Here is a 19,858-nt window from a genome sequence, read left to right on the forward strand (position 1 = left end):
TCGCCGAGCTGCGCGCCCAGGCACGCGCTTCATTTGTGCGCCTGGGCTACCGTCACGATGTCCTCGCCGCCTTCTTCGATGACGCGGGCCTGCGCCTTACCGGACTTCCCTGAAGGGGTTTAGGCCCTTTCGAGCGGGGGCGGGGTGGGCCCGGCGGGTGGTTCCTCATGGAGGAGCCGGAGCTGCATCTCGGAGAGGACGTCCTGGTTCCGGATGTCGCGGGATGGCTGTTGGAACGGATGCCCGATGTTCCCGAAACAGCAGCGACGACTCTCGCGCCGGACTGGGTCTGCGAGGTGCTGTCTCCATCCACCCGGAAGCTGGACCGCGAGGCGAAAATGCCGGTGTACGCCCGCGAGGGAGTGCGGCATGTCTGGTTGATGGATCCTCGGACGCGCACGTTGGAGGTCTTCGTCCTGAAGGATGGACGGTACTCGGCGCTGCTCACGCATTCCGGGACTGCTTCCGTGCGCGCGGAGCCCTTCGACGCGGTGGAACTGGATCTCGCGTTCATCTGGGACGCAGAGCAATCTGAAGGGGTGGACCTGAAAGGTCGCGTTGATTTGATTCAACCTTGAGGATTGAATGGGCTTGTCATGGCATCGGCTCCGGATGGGCTCACGTGCGATGACGAAGGGGACCGCATGAAGAAGAAGCCCGCGACTACCGCGGACCTGGATGCACTGCCCGAAACCCAGGTGGGAGAGATCATCAACGGGGAGCTGCACGTGAGCCCCTTGCTCAAACCACTGGATTCCTTCTTTGCGTCCTACTTCTTGGTGGAGCTCATACAGTTCTTCGACAAGAGAATGCGTGGGGCTGGTGGTTGGCTCATCGTGCGCAAGGCCGAAGTGGGCCTGGGCGGCGACATCCTGGTCCCTGATCTTCTTGGCTGGAGACGGGAGCGGGCGCCAAGGATCTCGGAGCCTGATCCCATCATTCCGACGCCTGATTGGGTAGGTGAGGTGCTGACGCCTGAAACGGAACTCCTGGATCGGGAGCTGAAGCTGCCGCTGTACGAGCGCGCGGGAATTCCGCATGTCTGGTTCATCGAACGGGAGTCCCGGCTGCTGGAGCTTTTCCTGCTCAAGGCGGGTCGCTATGAGCGGAGGGCGATCTCGCTGGATGCTGAACCCGTGAGGATTGAACCCTTCGAAGCTTTGACCCTGGATTGCTCCTATCTCTGGGAGCAGCTGGACTGACGGGGAAGTTCGGTTCCTTGCGCTGGGTCACGGCTGGCGGCCAGACGAGCACGGATTCAGGTGCGCGTGGGCGGGAGGCGCGGGAGGCTTGAGCCCATGCCGCTGTCTCCGTTCTCGCTCCTCATCGCGCTGGGTGCCGTGCTCGGGCACCTGTACTTGTTCCGGCGGCTCGTGTGGAACCTCACGTCCCGTCGCGGGCCCCGGCTTGTCGCCGCGCTCTTGCTGGGCTTCATGACGGTGGTGCTGATTGCGCGGCGCTACCTTCAGCGCACGCTGCCGGAGGCTCCTGGCGACGTGGTGGAGCTGGTGTCCTATTCGTGGATGGGCGTGGCGCTGTGCCTGGTGCTCGCGCTCGCGGGGCTCGACGTGGGCCGGGCCGTGCTCGCCCTGCGACGCCGGGTCCGGCCTGCTCCCGCCGCGCCTTCCGTGGATGTGGAGCGGCGGCGCTTCCTGTCGCAGGCGACCGCGGGTGGGGCGCTCGCGCTGGGCGGGGGGCTGGCGGGGTATGGCAGCTGGCGCGCGTTCACGGCTCCGGAGGTCACGGAGCTGGTGGTCCGTATCCCCAGGCTGCCCCGCGCGCTGGACGGCTTCAGCATCGTGCAGCTCACCGACCTGCACGTGGGCCCGTTCATCCAGCGGCGCTTCATGGACGAGCTGGTGCGGCGGGCCAACGCGCTCAAGCCGGACCTCGTCGCCATCACCGGCGACCTGGTGGACGGCACCGTGCCCCGGCTGGGCGGCTTCGTCGCGGCGCTCGGCAACCTCCAGGCGCGCTACGGCCGCTTCTTCGTCACCGGCAACCATGACTATTCGTCCGGCGCGGAGGCGTGGGTGGCGCACCTGGACTCGCTGGGCATTCCCTCGCTGCGCAACCGGCACGTGCGCATCGGGGACGCGGGCGGCGCGTTCGACCTGGTTGGCGTGGACGACTGGCACGGCGGTCGGCGCCTGGGCCAGAAGGGCTATGACCTGGAGCAGGCGCTCGCGGGCCGCGACCCGGAGCGCGCCGCGGTGCTGCTCGCGCACCAGCCCGCCAACTTCAAGGTGGCCGCAGAGCAGGGCGTGGACCTCCAGATCTCCGGCCACACCCACGGCGGCCAGCTCTTCCCCATGACGGCGCTCATCGGGCTGAGCTGGGAGCACTCCGCCGGCCACTACCGGCACGGCGATTCGCACATCTACGTCAGCCGGGGTTGCGGCTTCTGGGGACCGCCCATGCGGCTGGGCAGCCCCCCGGAGCTGGTCAAGCTGGTGCTGACTTCGTGAGGAACGCGTCCAGCGCGGCGTTGACCGCGTCCGGATGGTCCAGCTGGATCCAATGGCCGGCGCCCTCCACCACCTGGTGCGCCACGCCCTCCCCCAGCCGGTGGAGGCTGTGCGGCGCGTCGTTGTCCGGCGCGACGAGCGAGAACTTCGGCCCCGGGTAGCGCGCGAGCGCGGCCGCCAAATCAAAGCGCAGGCTGGAGCGCTGCACCGCCACCACCGCGGACAGCGGCGTGGCGTCCAGGTCCGCCAGCAGGCGCTCGCGCACGTCCGAGCGCTCCCCCGCCATCTGCGCCCAGTCCTGCCGCACCGCCTGCGCCACGTCCGGCGCGTCCAGCGAGGCGAGGTACGCGGTCACCTGCTCCTCTGGGTACCGGCGCGAGTCCGTCATCGGATCCACCAGGAACAGCCCCGCCACCTGCCGGGGGTTCTCCCCCGCGTACGCCAGCGCCACGCCCCCGCTGATGCTGTGCCCCACCAGCACGAAGCGGCGCAGCCCCAGCGCGCGCACGACCGCGGCGATGTCGCCTGTCAGCGACTCCAGCGTGAAGTCCTCCGGCTCCGGGTACGTGGATCCGCCGTGGCCGCGCAGCTCCAGCGCGATGCCCCGGCGGCCCTGCCGGGCCAGGTGCTCCAATTGCGCCTGCCAGTGGGAAGTGTTGCCCGCGAGCCCGTGCACGAAGACGACGGGCAGGGCCTTCCCCCCTCCGCCGGTGTCCACCAGCCGCAGGTCGCCCGCGGGCCCCGCCACGCGGAAGTCGTCGAAGCGGACGCGCTGGGGTTCGAAGGCCTGCCCTTCCGCGAAGGGGACCTCGTAGTGGGTGACGTGCAGGTCCCGGTCGATGAGGTAGCGGTCGTCCTCCGGGAAGAAGATGGCGCGCTCCGGCGTGTCGCCCGCGAAGCGCTTCACCGCGTCCATCGACTCCCAGAGGGTGACGAGAAGGAACTCCGCGCGCCCGTCCGCCACCTTGCGCAGGCAGTACGCGGCCAGGTTGCCCGGCGTGCGCCGGTAGTGCGTGAGGCCCGTCTGGTGGAGATAGGTGAGGTAGGCGTCGGCGTCCTCCGCCTTCGTCACCCCGCGCCAGGTGCGTGCGAGCATTCCAGGTTCCTCGTGCCGCATGAGTGGAGCCCGGCATGTAGCGCGCCCGGTGGGAGGACGGCCACCCCGCGCGGTGGGCCCGGCGTGGGCAGACGACACTTGGCTTGGGGGCGGGCGTCACCGACGATGCCGCGCACACGTGGACACGAACCCTGGCGCACCGATTCCCGAGGCGGACTCCCGGCGGGTGGACGAGGTCCGGCCCGGCTGGCGCTGGATTGTCGGGGGGCTGTCGCTGGTGCTGCCGGCGCTCTTCTTCTTCCGGGCGACGTTCACGCGCGACATCTTCCTGGCGGGCGACACGCTGCGGGCCTTCTACCCGATGCGGGCCTATTGGGCCTCGCGCGTGTCGCGGGGCGAGTTCCCCGACTGGTTCCCCTACGACGGCTTCGGGCAGTCGTTCCCCGCCATCTTCATCTCCGGCGTGTTCCACCCCACGACGCTGCTGCACCTGGTGCTGCCCCTGGGCGGGGCGGTGAAGCTCACCGTGCTGCTGTGCTTCCCGGTCGCGCTGCTGGGCACGGTGGCGCTCCTGCGCGAGTGGGGCGTCCCCCGCGCGGGCGCGCTGTTCGGAGCGCTGACGTTCACCTTCAGCGGCTATCTGGTCTGCATCACGAACAACCCCACGTACCTGCTGCCCGCGAGCACCGTCCCCGCCGCGCTCTGGGGCGTGCTGCGCTTCGTGCGGCGCCCCACGGCGGCCCGGCTCACGGTGGGCGGGGGACTGCTGGCGCTGGTCGCGTTCGGCGGGGATGCGCAGGCGTTCGCCGTCACGCAGGCGCTCGGGGTGCTGGTGGCGCTGACGGAGCCCGTGACGGCGCCGGGGACGTGGGGCCGGCGCGTGGGGGCGTGTCTGCTGCTGGTGGCGACGGGCGGGCTGCTGGCCGCGCCCCAGTTGCTCCCCGCCGCGGCGCTGGTGGCGACGGGCGAGCCCGGGGCCCGGTCGCTGGCGGAGGCGCAGAACTTCTCCCTGCATCCGCTGCGCGTGGGGGAGCTGGTGCTGGGCCCGTTCCTGACGGATCCGGTCGGGGTGCGCGGCATCCCGGAGATCGCGGTGCGCAAGCTCATCCGCATGGGGAGCTTCACGCGCGCGTGGGTGGACTCGCTCTACGTGGGGACGCCCGCGTGCGTGCTGGCGCTGGCGGGCCTGATGGCTTCGTGGCGGCGGCGGCGCACCTGGGTGTTCGTGGGCGCGTGGCTGTTGCTGCTGGCGCTGGTGCTGGGGTCGGCCCTGCCCGTGTACGGCTGGGTGTACCGGCTGCTGCCGCTGTGGCGGCCCTTCCGCTACCCGGAGAAACTGGGGTCCTTCCTGGTGCTGGGGCTCGCGGTGGGCGCGGGCCTGGGCTGGCGACGGTGTCTGGGGCCGGGCGGCGCTCCGCGCGCGGTCATCGTCGCGGGCATCGGCGTGGCGGCCCTCTGCGCGGCGGTCGCGTTGGGCGAGGCGGTGGGCGGGCTGTGGACTCGGGGCTGGGTGTTGCCGCACTGGCCGGATGCTCCCTCCGCAGCCATTGAGGGCCTGTCGAACAACGTGGTTCGCATGGGGGGAACGGCGGCGGGGCTCGCGCTGGTGTGCGCGGTCCTGGCGTGGCGGCCCCGGCTGGGCGTGGGGCTGGTGGCGCTTCAGGGCGCGGCGCTCTTCCTGGAGAACGGGCCGCTCTACCAGGTGTCCCCGGCGGAGATATTGGAGACGCCGCCTCCGTTCGCGGAGCGGATCCGCGCGTCCGCGCCGGCGGAGGAGCCGGTGCGGGTGAACACGGTGGTGAAGGGCTACGGGGCGCCGCCCCTGCCCGGCTACGAGTTCAAGGATCGGCTGAGCCTGGGGCAGGTGGCGGTGCTGGCGCCGGACACGTCGGTGTTCTGGGACATCGAGAGCGCGGGCAGCTACCTGCCGGGGCGGAGCACGCGCCTGCTGCGGCTGATGGGCGACGCACGACGTTGGTCCTTCGAGCTGGCCCCGCGCCTGTCCACGCCCTTCACGGTGACCCACACGCGGGACCTGGGAGCGGGCCTGCCTCCGGGAGCGCGCGTGCTGGCGCAGGAGCCGCTCTTCGAGACAACGCTGCTGGCGCATCCGCAAGCGCCCGCGCGGATCCACCTGGCCCGGCCGGAGTGCGTGGCCACGTTCGATGAGGCGCTGGCGCGGATGACGGAGCCCGAGCCGCCCGCGTCAGGCACCGTCCTCGTGGAGTGCCCGGCGCCGTTGCCGGTAGAGGCCGCGTCCGGCACCGGAGGCGTGCGCGTCTCGCGCGAATCGCCGGAGCACTTCACGGTGGACCTGGAGGCGGCGGCGCCCTCGGTGCTGGTGATCAACGATGCTTACCTGCCCGGCTGGACCGCGACGCTGGATGGCGAGCCCGCGCCCATCCTCGCCGCCAACGTGGCGGTGCGCGCGGTGGCGGTGCCGGCGGGGATCCACACGGTGGTGATGCGCTACCGCACGCCGGGGCTGGTCCCCGGGCTGTGGCTGGGCGCGCTCACGCTGGTCGCGCTGGTCGCCGCGATGGTCGTGTCGCGGCGCCGTCCCCGGAGCTGAGCGCCCGTCCTTCGGACACGAAGGCCGTCCCCAGGGCTGAGAAGGTGAGAACCGCGTAGGGCTCCCGTCGGCGGCGGACCGCACGAACTGGTCCGACAGTCGGACCAGTTGGACCACGCCGGGCCGGAGGGCTCCCCGTGGGCGGCGGACCGCATGAACTGGTCCGACAGTCGGACCAGTTGGGCCACGCCGGGCGGGAGGGGAGGGGGCTCAGCGGGGCGCGGGCGTCGCGGTGCTGGTGGTGTCGAACGCGGGCGGCGAGGCGCTCAGGGCTCCCACGGAGTAGGTGCCGTCGTAGCCGTCCGGATCATCCGCCTTCTTCTGGAGGCGGATTCCCGGGGCCTGCGCCTCGCCCTGGCCTCGCAGGGGCTGCTGGCCACAGGTGTCCGCCGTCATGCCTCGGCAGACCCATGCGGAGCCTCCGGCGTTCACCACGTCGAGCGACACCAGACCGGGCTCCGCTTCGAGCAGCCGGTGCGTCATGAACTGGAGCTTTTCGTCCCAGGGCGCGCCCACGTCGCGGCGCGCGTGCAGGTTGCCCACGAGCACGATGAAGGTGTCCTCGCGCGCCTGGCTCCGCGCCTGACGGAGCTGTTCCGCCATCGTGTCGTCGCGGTCCTTGCCGCCCGGATCGAACGCCACCACCCGCACTGGCAGCCCCGCGTGCCGCAGCTCCCGCGCGCGCTCGAGCAAGCCCCGCATCGCCAGGCTGCCACGGCCGTCCTGCGCCTCGCGGTGCCAGAAGGCGCTGTCGGGAGGCCCCTCGGCCTCGCCCGCGACGAACGCGTCGAGGCGCGCCTGGTCCTCCACGGGCATCTCCAGCGCGAGCCGTACCGGCTGGCCCGCCGCCGCCGCGTGACACGCCAGCCGCGCCGCGAAGGCCGGCAGCTCCTGCGTTCCGTGGATCTCCCCCAGCACGACGAAGGCCGCGGGCTTGAGCACCGCCTCCATGCCGGGAATCACCGGGCCGCAGTCCGCCTTCGCGGGCGTCGCCGGGGCTTCTCGCGCCGTCCGGCAGCCCGCCAGCAGACAGGTGACCAACAGCAGGGACCGCGGGGAAAGTCGCATGGGGGTGGAGCCTCCTGGGCGGAAACGGGGTGCCCCAGTCTCCTCCAGCCCCGCGCTCCCCGGAAAATAGAACGGCCCGCTCCGGACAGGGAGCGGGCCGTGGCCACGTGCGTCAGCGCGGCGGGCCGGGTCAGGCCGTGGGGATGGCGACCTCGGCGTGCGACTGGCGCCGGGCCGACGCGAGCGCCGAGCGCTGCAGCCACCCGGCGAGCCCCAGCATCGCGAGCCCCGAGGTGCGCAGCGTGCGCAGCAGCTCCACCGCTTCGGCGGGGTTGCCGGGCAGCAGCGGCGCCAGCCACTCGCGCGCGTCGTAGAAGAGCCACACCGCGCCGGACATGCCCATGGCCCACCACACCCAGGCGAGCCGCCCGCCTCGCAGCATGTACGCGACGCGGAGGATGGGGGCGACGAGCAGGATGGTCGTCATGTCCGCCAGCGTGGACGCCAGCGCGATGACCGCCGTGCACGTGGCCGCGAAGCCCTGGCCCAGGTGCCCCACCGCCGCGATGAGCGCCGGCCCACCCACCGCCAGCGCCGCCAGCGCCGCCACCCCCCACAGGAGCGTCGCGCGGGGGCTGGGCGGCGGCTGGAGGCCCGACTGCCGGTACGTGCGCGACAGCAGCACCAGCGCGAACGTGGTGCTCACGTTCGCCAGCACCACCACGCCCATGCGCACGGGCAACAGCGGCGACTCCGTGAACGGCACGTCCGGCACCGCGTGCATCCAGTAGCTGCGCAGGGCCGTGCTGACGAGCGACAGGACCGCGCCCGCCGTCAGCAGCCCCCACACGCGGCGCAGGTAGTCGCCAGCGCCGAACGACAGCGCCGCCGCCGCCGTGCCCAGCACCGCGAGCAGGCCCACGGTCCAGCCCGCCACGTCACCCACGAGCGCCAGCCGGTGCGCGTCCGGGAAGGACGTGGCCACCGCGCCCAGGTGCACGAGTTGGAGCACCGCGACTGCGCCCAGCCAGGGCGCCACCTTCCGGGTCGCGTGCCCCGAAGAGGGACGGGGGGCGGTCATCGCAGCTTCTCCATGGCCTTCGAAATCTCCGTGAGCGTGTTCGTCGTGCGCAGCGCGCCGATGAAGACGTTGAGCATGGGCTTGAGGCCCTCCAGCACCTGCGGCACGTCCTGCAGGCCTACCTGTTCGGGTGGGCGCTTGAGGGCTCGCAGCGCGGCGGTGTGGATGGCCATCTTGGCCGTGAAGTCACCCAGCAGTGGCTCCAGGTGATGCATCAGCAGGTCGTGCCAGCCAGGAGCGGATGAAGGGGAGGACGAGGGTGTCTGCACGTCACCTCCGCGGGGGGAAGACCCCCAGCGTAGGGACATTTCGAACCCGGTACGAGGGCCAGCGGCCCTCGGACCCGGACAAAATGCTCGCGCTGGCCTGATTTCCCCGAAACCTCTGGGAAAGCGGTGCGGCTTAGCGGCGGCGGGGCTTCTTCTCTTCGTCCGCCTTGGGGGCCGGCCGGGGCTCATGCGGGCCCTTGAGGACGTCCTCGAAGCGGGACTTCTGCTTGCGGCGCTTGAAGAAGAGGGCGGTGCGGCCCAGCAGCTGCGCGATCTCCGCGCCGGTGGCCTCGGCGATGTGGTCAGCGCCTTCGTGGCGGCCTTCCGGACCTTCGTTGATCTTCACCTTGATGAGCTCGTGGTCGTTCAGCGCCTGCTCGACGGCGGCGATGACGCCCTCGGTGACGCCGGACGAGCCGACGATGACCACCGGCTCCAGGTGGTGGCCGAGGGCCCGCAGGTGGCGGCGTTCTTTCCCGGTGAGGGGCATGGGTGTCTCCTTGAAAAGGCGCGCACCCTACTTCTTTTGCGACGCCATGCGGACCTCTCGCATCGCATCAATGTGGTCCGGTTGCAGCTCGACCGTCCGCTTGAAGTGCTTGAGGGCCCCGGCCGCGTCGCCGCACAGCTTGGCGATGACGCCCAGGAAGTAGTGGGCGGGGGCGCAGCGCTCGTTGCGCTTGATGGCGGCCTGGATTTCGCGGAAGGCCTCCGGCTGGGCGGCCTTCTTGTCGGGTGAGGCGAGGAAGCGCGCGTAGCCCCGCCAGGCGAAGAACTCCGGCTCCTCGGCGTTGAGGGCGATGGCGTCGCTGAGCATCTTCACGGCTTCCGGGTACTTGCGCGCCTTCACCAGGATGCAGGACTTCTGGAAGAGTTCCTCGGCCTGGAGGATGGCCTGGACGTCCACGCCGCCGTCGGCGCCGCCGTTCTTGAGGTCCTCCAGGTAGGCCGCGCGGTTCTTGTCGTCGGAGAGGGCGCGGTAGGCGTCGCCGATGTACGCGAAGACCTCCGCCTTGAGCTTCTCCAGCTCCGCCGGGGCCCCGGGGGGCAGGGTGTCCGGGTGGTAGAGCTTGGCCAGGCGGAAGTAGGCGATCTTCACCGCGCTGCCGTCGGTCTGTTCGGTGAGGCCGAGCCGCTGGAAGTGGTTCTGCCCCTTCATGGTCGCGGCGAGCTGGCGCAGCGCGGGCAGTTCGTCCGAACCGGGGGCGGAGCCCGAAGCCGCGGGGGCCGCGACGACGGGAGGAGCGGGCCGTGCGCCCGGACCCGCCGTGGGCGCGGCGCCCGGGCCAGCGGTGGGGGCGGCTGCGGCGGGAGCACCCGGGGGCCGTGCGCCCGGGCCAGCGGTGGGGGCGGCTCCGGCGCCCGGAGGACGCGGCGCCGCACCGGGGCCCGCCGTGGGCGCGGCTCCGGGACGCGCGGCACCGGGCCCCGCGACGGGCGCGGCACCCGTGGGAGGGGCACCGGCAGGGCGGGGCGCGGCACCGGGACCCGCGACGGGAGCGCCCGGGCCCGCGACGAACGCACCGGGACCCGCGACGGGAGCGCCCGGGCCCGCGACGAACGCACCGGGACCCGCGACGGGAGCGCCCGGGCCCGCGACAGGCGCACCGGGCCCGGCCATCGGCGTGGCACCCGGGCCCGCGACGGGTGCTCCAGGTCCAGCCATCGGCGTGGCGCCTGGACCCGCGACGGGCGCGCCGGGTCCGGCCATGGGCCTGGCTCCGGGGCCCGCGACAGGCGCACCGTGCGCTGTACCCGGACCCGCGACCGGTGCTCCAGGTCCGGCCATGGGCCTGGCTCCAGGACCCGCGGCAGGCGCACCGGGCGCGGCGGCTGGACCCGCGACGGGCGCGCCAGGACCGGCGGCCCCTGGACCCACCGTGGGCACGCTGCCGGACGGACGGGTCGGGGCACCCGGGCCCGCCGTGGGCGCGGCGCCGGGCGGACGGGCCCCAGGCGCGGCGGTGGGGCCCGAGGCCGGGGGAGGCGCGGCCGCCGCCTGTGTGCGCGAGGCCGCCGCGAACGAGACGCCGTTCAGCTCCTTCAACAGGAACGCCACGCGCAGCAGGTGCTCCGCGTCCTGCGGCACGTCCTGGAGCAGCTGCCCCAGCGACCGCACGCCGTCGATGAAGGAGAGCGCGCGCACCTCGTGCGGCGTCAGGCGCAGGTCGCTGGAGGGCACCCGGCCCCCGGACTTCATGATGGGCATGGGCAGCACGTAGCCCAGCCGCCGCTTGAGGTCCGCCGTCGGCATGCGGCGCACCTGGTCGCTGAGCAACGCCCAGCGGTTGCCCAGCGGCATCGCCTTCTGCGCCGGCAGGTCGCGCGCCTCGAAGGAGAACGTCCCGGACTCCGCTCGCAGCGCCTTGCCCAGGATGCCCAGCGCCCGCTGCGCCAGCTGCGTGAACGCCGTCGCCGGTTGGAGCAGCCCCAGCCCGAACAGCGCCGCGAGCAGATCACCCCCGAAGCGGTCCTTGGCCCCTTCCGCCTGCTGGAGCTGCTCCGCCGTCAGGAGCCGCGCCCCCAGCAGCGACACGCCCAGCGCGTCCTCCGCGTGCGACGAGTCCACGAACTCCGGGCTGCCCTTGCGGAAGTGGATCGACAGCGTGCGGTCCGAGAGCCCCAGCGTCAGCAGGCCCGTCTGCTCGCCCGCGGCGATGCGCCCATACAGCTGCATGGGCGAGCACTGCTGGAGCTGCCCCTGCGGCGGCACCGTGTTGGTCCCGTCATCCGCCGGAGGCTGCGGCGTCTGGGGCGCGGCAGGACGGGCCGCCGCGGGCGCCCCTGCGGGTGCACCCGGTGGACGGGCCGCCGCGACAGGAGGCCCCGCGGGCCGCGCGGCGGCGACAGGACGTCCCGCCGCGTCGACGGCCGGACGCGCTGCTCCAGGTCCGGGGCCCCGCATCGCGCCAGGACCCGCCATGGGCATGGCTCCCGGACCCGCGACGAGGGGCGCTCCGGGACCCGCCATGGGCGCGGCTCCCGGGCCTGCCATGGGCGCGGGGCCAGGGCCGGGCGGCGGCGGAACGATGGCGGCGGGCGCGGACTGCACCAGCGACGCGGGCGCGCCGTCCCCCCACAGCTCACGGGGGAACGCGTCCCGCACCTCCGGGAAGCGCCACGGGAAGGCGAACTGCAGACCGTCGCTGGAGACCTGGAGCTTGCCCTGGATGGAGCCGCTGTCGATGAGCAGCTCGATGGTCGGACCCGTCAGGGGCCCCCACGTGGTGCCCCGATCGTTCCGCACCCAGTACTGCCGGACCTCGCCCTCCGCCATGTGCCGTCCTGCTCCCATTCCCTCTAGCGCCGGGAAGCCGAAATTTTATCGCTGCCCGCGCCCGCGTCCAAGCGGACGACCTCCCGCGAGCGGGCGGGCAGGCGTTTCAGGGCGTGGCGCCCTCGATGGCCGCCAGCCCCACGCTGGCGAGACAGGCCGCGTCGGCCTGCTGCTCGGCGGGCGGGTCGAAGCAGTACACCTCGCTGTCGAAGACCTTGCAGATGCCCGCCGGAGTCCCCGAGCACGCCACCTTGCCGTAGGCCGTGGTGCAGTTGTAGCCGCACACCGGGCCCGTCTCGCTCAGCTTGCACTGGGGCGCCGCCAGGCCCTTGCCCCACGCGCAGAGCGCTCCAGGTGACGGGTCGAAGCAGGTGACGTGGCCGTTCTGCGCCTTGCACACGCCCATGGGCGTCTTCGCGCACCGCACGCCTTCGGAGGCGTTCACGCAGTTGAAGCCGCACGCCAGCTGCACGCCGTTGCTGACGCACTGCGCGCGCGGCACCTGCCGGCCGAACACCGCGAACACCGCGGCGGGCGGGTCGAAGCACGTCACGTTGCCGCCCTGGCTGCGGCACACGCCCATGGGCGTCTTCGCGCACTGCACCTTGCCGAAGTCGGTGACGCACCCGTAGCCGCAGCCCACCACCCCGTCGATGGTCTTGCACTCCGGCTCCGGCAGCCCAGCGCCAAAGGCCTTCACCACGTAGGCGGGCGGGTCGAAGCAGACGGCCTGACCGTCGATGACGGTGCACTTGCCCTGGAGCGTCTGGGCACACCGCACGCGCTGTCCATCCGACTTGCACGCATAGCCACAGGACACGTGCCCGTCGATGGAGCGGCACGTGGCGGTGGTCGCGTCGGGCTGCGAGGGCGGCGCGGCGAGCGTCAACGCCAGCACGGTCATCAGGGTCGCGAGCATGGACCGCATTGACCCCCAAGCTTCAGCGCGACGCAAGCAACCGGCCGGGACGGCGCGCCGTCCGGGTGATAAGCGGGCGCCACCCGCGGCGAGGAGGCGGGCCCCACCGTGGACCTGGACGTCAGCGCGTTGAAGCTGGTGCTGCTGTGTGTCGCCGCGCTGAGCGCGGGCTTCGTGGACGCCATCGCGGGAGGCGGCGGGCTCATCACCCTGCCGGCGCTGCTGACTGCGGGCCTGCCCGCGCACGTGGCGCTGGGCACCAACAAGGGGCAGTCCGTGTTCGGCTCGGGCGCGGCGCTGGTGCGCTTCGCGCGCGCGGGGCTCGTGGACAAGCAACTGGCCAAGGCGACGTTCCCCTTCGGCCTGATGGGCGCGTTCGGCGGCGCGGCGCTGGTGCTGCTGCTCAAGCCGGAGGTGCTCAAGCCGCTGGTGCTGGTGCTGCTCATCGCGGTGGCGGTGTTCCTCGCCTTCCGCCGCGCGCCGCCGAAGCGGGACGGCGTGGAGCCCTCGCCCCGGCCGCGCGCGCAGGCCATCGGCGCGCTCATTGCGCTCTGCATCGGCACCTATGACGGCTTCTTCGGCCCGGGCACCGGCACGTTCCTCATCGTGGCGTTCTCGTCGCTCCTGGGCCACGGGCTGGCGCGTGCGTCCGCGGACGCGAAGGTGGTGAACTTCGCCTCCAACCTGGCGTCGGTGACGCTCTTCGCGCTCCGGGGCGTCGTGCTGTGGAAGGTGGCGCTGCCCATGGCCGCGGCGCAGTTCACCGGCGCGTGGCTGGGCGCGCACATGGCGGTGAAGGGCGGCGACAGGCTGGTGCGCGTCGTGGTGCTGGGCGTGGTGGCCGCGCTGGTGCTGAAGCTGGGGCGCGACGTGTGGCTGGGCTGGGCGGCCTGAGGCAGGCGCGCCCGCCCCGGCCTTCAGCCGATGTGCACCAGCAGCGCCAGGCCCCGCTTCGCCACGGCGGCGGTGAACTTCTGGAGCTCCACGAAGTAGGAGAGCAGCTCCTCCAGCGGATCCACGTCCTCCGCCGGCTCCTCCTCGTCCCAGGTGCCGGGGTAGATGTCCTCCGCCTGGAGCCGCGCCGGGTCGAAGCGCTTGCGCAGGTCCTCCACGGAGGTCTTCTTCAGCGCCTCCGCCAGCGCCTTCACGGAAGGCGCGTCGAACACGCGCGCGGTGCCTTCATCCGACGGGATGTCGCCCACGTCCTCGCCGCCGCGCACCAGGAAGTCCAGGGGCGGCTTGCCCTCCCACGCGGTGCCGGTGAGCAGGTACTGGAGGCCGTGCCACGCCTCGCCGATGTCCAGCTCCAGGAACGCCGCGCCCTTCGCGTCGCCGAAGTCCTCCTCGTCCTCCAGGAAGGGCTCCAGCGACTCCGGCGCCTTCTGCAAGGCCTGGCGCTGCGTCTCGGTGGTGCTGCGCAGCGTGCAGAGCATCTCCATGGGGCGGCCTACTCCACGACGACGAGCTTGGCGTTGTTCTCCACGGCGGTGCCTTCCTTGGCGAACACCTCCGTGACCTTGCCGGCCTTGGGGCTCTTGAGCTCGTTCTCCATCTTCATGGCCTCCACGACCACGAGCCCCTGGCCCTCCTTCACCTCGTCGCCGACCTTGACCAGCACCTTCACCACCTTGCCGGGCATGGGCGCGAGGATGAGCTGGCGGCCCTCCACGGAGAAGCTGCCCGCGGCCGCGCGCATGCGCAGCTTGCGCTCATCCGCCACGTCGGTGCGGTTCACCTGCCCGCGCACCAGCGTGCCAATCTCGTCGCCGTTCTCCTCGAACTCGACGTTGTACGACTGGCCGTCCACCAGGAGCGACAGCGTGCCCTGGTCCACGGAGAGCGCGTCCACGTGGTATTCCTTGCCGTTCACCGTGAGCCGGTAGCGGTCCTGACCCAGTGACTCCAGGTCCACCGGCACCGACTCCTTCTGACCCTGCTGCTTCGTGAAGTAACGCATGGAGGAAAGGTCCTTCCTTGGGCTTGGGCAGGAAGTGGATCAGCGGCGGCGGCTCTTCAGCGCCAGGCGCCACGGGCTGATGCGGCCGCTGGCGTCACCGCCACCGCTGCGCGACGGGAGCGTCTTCGCGCGCTTCTGGTCGCGCTGGAAGGCGTGCAGCGTGCTCGCGAGCAGCGCCACCTCGCTGAGCTTGGGGTCCTCCTCGCCCAGGAGCTCCGTATGCTGGCGGGTGAGGAAGCTGGTGTCGTAGTCCCCGCCCACGAACTCCGGGTGGGACAGGATGCCGTGCAGGTAGCGGATGTTGGTGGTGATGCCCTTCACCACGTACTCGGACAGCGCGCGCTTGGCCCGCGCGATGGCCTCCTCGCGCGTGGCGCCCCACACGGACAGCTTGGAAATCATGGGGTCGTAGAAGTTGGGCACCGTGAAGCCCGCGAACACGCCCGAGTCGTCGCGCACGTTCGGGCCGCTCGGCACGCGCAGCGCGTGGATCTTCCCGGGGCTGGGCATGAAGTTGCGCGCCGGGTCTTCCGCGTACACGCGCACTTCGATGGCGTGGCCGCGCGGCGCGGGCGCCTCGAAGAGGGGGAGCTTCTCACCCTCCGCGGCGCGGATCTGCATGGCCACCAGGTCCAGGCCCGTGACCCACTCCGTCACCGGGTGCTCCACCTGGAGGCGGGTGTTCATCTCCAGGAAGTAGAAGTTGCGGTGCACGTCCACCAGGAACTCCACCGTCCCGGCGCCCACGTAGTTGACGGCCTTGGCCGCCTTCACCGCGACCTCGCCCATCTTCGCGCGCATCTCCGCCGTGAGGATGGGGCTGGGCGTCTCCTCGACCACCTTCTGGTGACGGCGCTGCGCGGAGCACTCGCGCTCGTTCAGGTGGATGGTGTTGCCGTACTGGTCGGCGAAGACCTGGATCTCCACGTGGTGGGGCTTCTCCAGGTACTTCTCGATGTAGACCGCGTCGTTGCCGAACGAGCTCATCGCCTCGCTCTTGGCGGAGCGCCACGCGGAGTCGAAGTCGGCCATGCCCTCCACGCGGCGCATGCCCTTGCCGCCACCGCCGCCGGCGGCCTTGAGCATGATGGGGAAGCCGATCTTCTGCGCGTACTCGCGCGCCTCCTCGATGGTGGCGATGGGCTCCGTGGTGCCGGGGACGACGGGCACGCCCGCCTTGATCATGTTCGCGCGGGCGCGGGTCTTCTCACCCATGGCGTCCATGGCGGCGGCCGGCGGACCGATGAAGGTGATGCCGGCCTTCTCGCAGGCGCGCACGAAGGACGCGTTCTCCGACAGGAAGCCGTATCCAGGGTGGATGGCGTCCGCGCCGGACTGCTTCGCGACCTCCAGGATGCGCTCCTGCACGAGGTAGCTCTCGCGCGAGGGCGGGGGCCCGACGAAGAAGGCCTGGTCGGCCGTGCGCACGTGCAGGGCGGAGCGGTCTGCTTCGGAGTACACCGCCACGGTGGCGATGCCGAGGTCCTTGCAGGTGCGCATCACCCGGATGGCGATCTCGCCGCGGTTGGCGACGAGCACTTTGCGGATCTTGGGCATGGGCGCCCGTCTAGCATGGGGCGCCCGGGATTGCCTGCCCCTACTTGCGCAGGTTCAGGTACTCATCCATCAGCTGCTTCGCCTGGGCGAGCTTCGCTTCCACGAAGCGGTCGTCCTCGTCCGGCTCCGGGGGCGTGGCGGGGTGCGCGGGGGCCTCCACGGGCTTGCCGTCCGGCCCGAAGTCCACCGCGGCGGCCAGCAGGTTGCGCGCCGCATTCCCGCTGAAGAGCCGGGCCAGGGCCGTCGTCTCCACGTCCAGCCAGCGCGCGGCCTGGCGCAGCACGTCCAGGTACTCGCCTTCCATGGCGCGCGGCGGACGGCTGGGGGCGGCCATGCAGACGCGCGCGTAGCTGTGCTCCCGGTCCACGTACATGCCCATGGAACGGTCGCGGAAGTCCTTGGAGAGGGCCTGCGTCATGGCGTCCAGGTGCTCCTCGGGGGAGGACACCTTGCCGGACGTCTTGCCGGAGACCAGGGGAATCTCCGCCACGTGCCAGCCACAGTCGGCCAGGGCTTCCGGACGGGACTCCACCCACTTGACCTCCGGCGTGGGCAGGTCCAGCCCCTCGCACACGCCCTTCAGCGTCTGACGCAGGGCGGTGAGGTTTCCTTCGACGTCGGAGAGGAACAGGACGAGTCGGCGCTGCTGGGACACGTGGGGGGCTCCTTGAGTGGCCCCGTGAAAGCCCCGGCGTTACCTCAGAATTTCCGGAAGAAGCGACGCCCGCCTGCTCTCCAGACGGCGGGAGGCCCGCGGGCGGGCGCCGGACTTCTCCGGGACTACTTCTACAGAGGGATGTTGCCGTGCTTGCGGGGCGGGTTCTCCTGCCGCTTGTCCTTGAGCATCTCCAGCGCGCGGATGACCTTGGCGCGGGTCTCCTCCGGGCGGATGACCTCGTCGATGTAGCCCAGCTCCGCCGCCTTGAACGGGTTGGCGAACTTGTCGCGGTAGTCGTCCGTGAGCTTCTTGCGCTCGGCGTTGGCGTCCTGGGCCTTGAGCAGCTCGTTGCGGAAGATGATGTTCACCGCGCCCTCCGGGCCCATCACGGCGATCTCCGCGGTGGGGTAGGCGTAGTTGATGTCCGCGCGGATGTGCTTGGACGCCATGACGTCGTACGCGCCGCCGTAGGCCTTGCGGGTGATGAGCGTGATCTTCGGGACGGTGGCTTCCGCGTACGCGTAGAGCAGCTTGGCGCCGTGGGTGATGATGCCGCCCCACTCCTGGTCGGTGCCGGGGAGGAAGCCGGGCACGTCCACCAGGGTGAGCAGGGGGATGTTGAAGCAGTCGCAGAAGCGCACGAAGCGCGCGGCCTTCACGCTGGCGTCGATGTCCAGGCAGCCGGCGAGCACCGCGGGCTGGTTGGCGACGATGCCCACGCTCTTGCCGTTCATGCGCGCGAAGCCGACGACGATGTTCTTCGCGAAGTGCTCCTGCACCTCGAAGAAGTGCTTGGAGTCCACGATGGCGCGGATGATCTCCTTGATGTCGTAGGGCTTGTTCGGGTTCGCCGGGACGATGGTCTTCAGCGACTCCTCGGCGCGGAACGGGTCGTCCTCGCACGGCTGGGCGGGCGGGTCCTCCTGGTTGTTGGAGGGCAGGTACGAGAGCAGCTCGCGCGTCATCGCGATGGCGGCCTGCTCGTTCTCCGCGGCGAAGTGGGCCACGCCGGACTTCTGGTTGTGCGTGAGCGCGCCGCCCAGGGACTCCTTGGAGACCTCCTCGTGCGTCACCGTCTTGATGACGTCCGGGCCGGTGATGAACATGTACGACGTGTCCTTCACCATCATGATGAAGTCCGTGATGGCGGGCGAGTACACCGCGCCGCCCGCGCACGGCCCCAGGATGAGCGAAATCTGGGGGACGACGCCGGACGCCAGCGTGTTGCGCAGGAAGATGTCCGCGCGTAGCCGGCCAGGCTCTCCACGCCTTCCTGGATGCGCGCGCCGCCGGAGTCGTTGAGCCCGATGACCGGCGCGCCCACGCGGGTGGCCAGGTCCATGATCTTGCAGATCTTCTGGGCGTAGGCGCCGGAGAGCGAGCCGCCGAAGACGGTGAAGTCCTGGGCGAAGACGAAGACCTGGCGGCCCTCCACCGTGCCGTAGCCGGTGACGACGCCGTCGCCCAGAATCTTCTTGTCGCCCATGCCGAAGTCGTGGCTGCGGTGGGTGACGAACTTGTCCAGCTCGCTGAAGGAGCCGGGGTCGAGGAGCAGGTCGATGCGCTCGCGGGCCGTGAGCTTGCCGGCCTCGTGCTGCTTGGCGATGCGGTCGGCACCGCCGCCCTGCTCGGCCTGCTGCTCCATCTGCTGGAGCCGTGCGCGCAAGGGATCGTTCTCGGGGGTCGTGGCCATGGGACGGCGCTCTAACACGATTGGAAGTCGGTGGCAGCGCTTCCCTTGCCTCTGGAGGGGGGGACGGACGGCCATGCCCCGGGTGCACGCGGTGGAGACGGGACGGAAGTTCAGGATTTCCGACACCGCGTCCGGGGCAGGCGCGGGGGACCAGGGAGGCTGGCGATGCGTGCGAGGCCGGGGACACTGCGGGTGGGAGCGTTCCGGGGGGTGCCCATCCGGGTCCATTTCTCCCTGCTGGTGGCGCTGCCGCTGCTGGCGCTGTCGTTCAGCGCGGCGCTCCAGCAGGCGGCGGAGACGGCGGACGTGCCACCGGCCGCGCTGGGCGGGCACCCGTGGGCGTGGGGGCTGGCGGTGGCGGTGGGGCTGTTCCTGTCCGTGCTGCTGCACGAGATGGCGCACACCTTCTACGCGCTCCGGCATGGCGGTGAGGTGCACGGCATCACGCTGATGATCGTCGGGGGCGTGTCGGAGCTGGCGGAGGTGCCCAAGCGTCCCCGGGACGAGGCCCTGATGGCGCTGGTGGGGCCGCTGACGAGCCTGGGCCTGGCGACGCTCCTGGGCGTGTTGACGTGGGGGGTGCACGGCCTGGGGCTGTTCCAGGTGCAGTTCGCGCTCTTCACGCTGGCGATGCTCAACGCGGTGCTGGGGGTGTTCAACCTGCTGCCGGCGTTCCCCATGGACGGGGGGCGCATCGTGCGCGCGGCGCTGACGCCCCGGCTGGGCATGGTGCGCGCGACGAAGGTGGCGGCGGGGCTGGGGCGGGTGTTCGCGGTGGCGTTCGGCGTGTGGGGCCTGGTGACGCTGAACCCGTTCACGCTGGTGGTCGCCTTCTTCGTGTTGATGGGCGCGGAAGGGGAGTCGCGGCAGGTGCGGATGAAGGCGCTGCTGGAGCGCGAGCGGGTGGAGGCGCTGATGACGCCCCGGATGGTGGGCGTGGACCTGGACCTGTCGATGCAGGACGCGCACCAGGCCATGAGGCGCGAGCACCTGGGCATGCTGCCGGTGACGAGCGCGGGGCGACCGGTGGGGCACGTGACGTGGGCGGCGGTGCAGGCGGTGCCGGAGGCGCAGCGTGGGGGCTACATGGTGCGCGACGCGATGGAGGACGGCGTGGTGGCGGAGCTCTCCGAGGACGGATGGACGGCACTGCGGAGGATGGCGGAGGCGGGCGTGCCGCTGGTGGCGGTGGTGGACGAGGAGGGGCTGCTCGCGGGGACGCTGGGCTGGAATGACATCCAGCGGGGCCTCACGCGGGCGGAGGCGGCGGAGCGCAACGGGTCGCGGACGGGGTGGCCGCGCGAGCGGACGGCGTAGGGACCGGGGCGTTCCTGTATCCTGG

General features: G+C 71.7%; 16 protein-coding genes and 2 pseudogenes. 6 read left to right on the forward strand and 12 right to left on the reverse strand.

What is annotated here, in order from left to right:
- Positions 1 to 122: 122 nt before the first annotated feature.
- The 3 genes and pseudogenes from AABA78_RS34245 to AABA78_RS34255 all read left to right on the forward strand — a co-directional run.
- Positions 123 to 578, forward strand: a pseudogene (locus AABA78_RS34245) (Uma2 family endonuclease); the annotation flags it as partial.
- A gap of 66 nt (positions 579 to 644) precedes the next feature.
- Complete coding sequence (locus AABA78_RS34250) at positions 645 to 1,202, forward strand: Uma2 family endonuclease (protein WP_338269676.1); 558 nt, start codon at positions 645 to 647, stop codon at positions 1,200 to 1,202.
- Positions 1,203 to 1,298: 96 nt separating this feature from the next.
- Positions 1,299 to 2,468: a metallophosphoesterase gene (locus tag AABA78_RS34255; protein WP_338269679.1), complete on the forward strand. Its 1,170-nt coding sequence runs from the start codon at positions 1,299 to 1,301 to the stop codon at positions 2,466 to 2,468.
- Here the strand turns inward: AABA78_RS34255 and AABA78_RS34260 are convergent.
- Complete coding sequence (locus tag AABA78_RS34260) at positions 2,446 to 3,564, reverse strand: alpha/beta fold hydrolase (protein ID WP_338269680.1); 1,119 nt, start codon at positions 3,562 to 3,564, stop codon at positions 2,446 to 2,448. The two genes, AABA78_RS34255 and AABA78_RS34260, sit on opposite strands and share 23 nt — an antisense overlap.
- 139 nt (positions 3,565 to 3,703) lie before the next feature.
- Here AABA78_RS34260 and AABA78_RS34265 point away from each other — a divergent pair, with 139 nt between their 5' ends.
- Entirely contained in the window at positions 3,704 to 6,097 is a 2,394-nt protein-coding gene (locus AABA78_RS34265) for a YfhO family protein (RefSeq protein WP_338269682.1), read from the forward strand.
- Positions 6,098 to 6,307: 210 nt separating this feature from the next.
- Here the strand turns inward: AABA78_RS34265 and AABA78_RS34270 are convergent, their stop codons facing one another.
- From AABA78_RS34270 to AABA78_RS34295, 6 genes are all read right to left on the reverse strand, one after another.
- Positions 6,308 to 7,165: a hypothetical protein gene (locus tag AABA78_RS34270; protein WP_338269684.1), complete on the reverse strand. Its 858-nt coding sequence runs from the start codon at positions 7,163 to 7,165 to the stop codon at positions 6,308 to 6,310.
- Positions 7,166 to 7,295: 130 nt separating this feature from the next.
- Positions 7,296 to 8,186: a hypothetical protein gene (locus tag AABA78_RS34275; protein WP_338269685.1), complete on the reverse strand. Its 891-nt coding sequence runs from the start codon at positions 8,184 to 8,186 to the stop codon at positions 7,296 to 7,298.
- Entirely contained in the window at positions 8,183 to 8,455 is a 273-nt protein-coding gene (locus AABA78_RS34280; RefSeq protein WP_338269687.1) for a hypothetical protein, read from the reverse strand. Before AABA78_RS34280 ends, AABA78_RS34275 begins: the two co-directional genes overlap by 4 nt.
- A gap of 133 nt (positions 8,456 to 8,588) precedes the next feature.
- Complete coding sequence (gene yhbY, locus AABA78_RS34285; RefSeq protein ID WP_171420452.1) at positions 8,589 to 8,945, reverse strand: ribosome assembly RNA-binding protein YhbY; 357 nt, start codon at positions 8,943 to 8,945, stop codon at positions 8,589 to 8,591.
- 27 nt (positions 8,946 to 8,972) lie between these two features.
- Complete coding sequence (locus AABA78_RS34290; protein ID WP_338269690.1) at positions 8,973 to 11,732, reverse strand: DnaJ domain-containing protein; 2,760 nt, start codon at positions 11,730 to 11,732, stop codon at positions 8,973 to 8,975.
- A gap of 106 nt (positions 11,733 to 11,838) precedes the next feature.
- Entirely contained in the window at positions 11,839 to 12,651 is an 813-nt protein-coding gene (locus AABA78_RS34295; RefSeq protein ID WP_338269691.1) for a hypothetical protein, read from the reverse strand.
- Positions 12,652 to 12,759: 108 nt separating this feature from the next.
- On the opposite strand from AABA78_RS34295, the gene AABA78_RS34300 reads away from it, so the two are divergent.
- Positions 12,760 to 13,545, forward strand: coding sequence for a TSUP family transporter (locus AABA78_RS34300; protein WP_338269693.1), 786 nt, complete (start codon positions 12,760 to 12,762; stop codon positions 13,543 to 13,545).
- Positions 13,546 to 13,568: 23 nt separating this feature from the next.
- Here the strand turns inward: AABA78_RS34300 and AABA78_RS34305 are convergent, their stop codons facing one another.
- From AABA78_RS34305 to AABA78_RS34325, 5 genes and pseudogenes are all read right to left on the reverse strand, one after another.
- Entirely contained in the window at positions 13,569 to 14,090 is a 522-nt protein-coding gene (locus tag AABA78_RS34305; protein ID WP_338269695.1) for a YfbM family protein, read from the reverse strand.
- Between the two features lie 8 nt (positions 14,091 to 14,098).
- Positions 14,099 to 14,608, reverse strand: coding sequence for a DUF2118 domain-containing protein (locus tag AABA78_RS34310; RefSeq protein ID WP_338269697.1), 510 nt, complete (start codon positions 14,606 to 14,608; stop codon positions 14,099 to 14,101).
- Positions 14,609 to 14,647: 39 nt separating this feature from the next.
- Positions 14,648 to 16,165: an acetyl-CoA carboxylase biotin carboxylase subunit gene (gene accC / locus AABA78_RS34315; RefSeq protein ID WP_338269698.1), complete on the reverse strand. Its 1,518-nt coding sequence runs from the start codon at positions 16,163 to 16,165 to the stop codon at positions 14,648 to 14,650.
- 40 nt (positions 16,166 to 16,205) lie between these two features.
- On the reverse strand, positions 16,206 to 16,820 hold the full coding sequence (locus tag AABA78_RS34320; protein WP_171420459.1) for a hypothetical protein: 615 nt from the start codon (positions 16,818 to 16,820) through the stop codon (positions 16,206 to 16,208).
- A gap of 131 nt (positions 16,821 to 16,951) precedes the next feature.
- A pseudogene (locus tag AABA78_RS34325) lies at positions 16,952 to 18,516 on the reverse strand (acyl-CoA carboxylase subunit beta).
- A 210-nt stretch (positions 18,517 to 18,726) separates the two neighbouring features.
- Here AABA78_RS34325 and AABA78_RS34330 point away from each other — a divergent pair.
- Complete coding sequence (locus AABA78_RS34330; protein ID WP_338269700.1) at positions 18,727 to 19,833, forward strand: site-2 protease family protein; 1,107 nt, start codon at positions 18,727 to 18,729, stop codon at positions 19,831 to 19,833.
- The last annotated feature ends 25 nt before the right edge of the window (positions 19,834 to 19,858 follow it).

It is taken from the genome of Corallococcus caeni, from assembly GCF_036245865.1.
GTDB lineage: Bacteria > Myxococcota > Myxococcia > Myxococcales > Myxococcaceae > Corallococcus > Corallococcus caeni.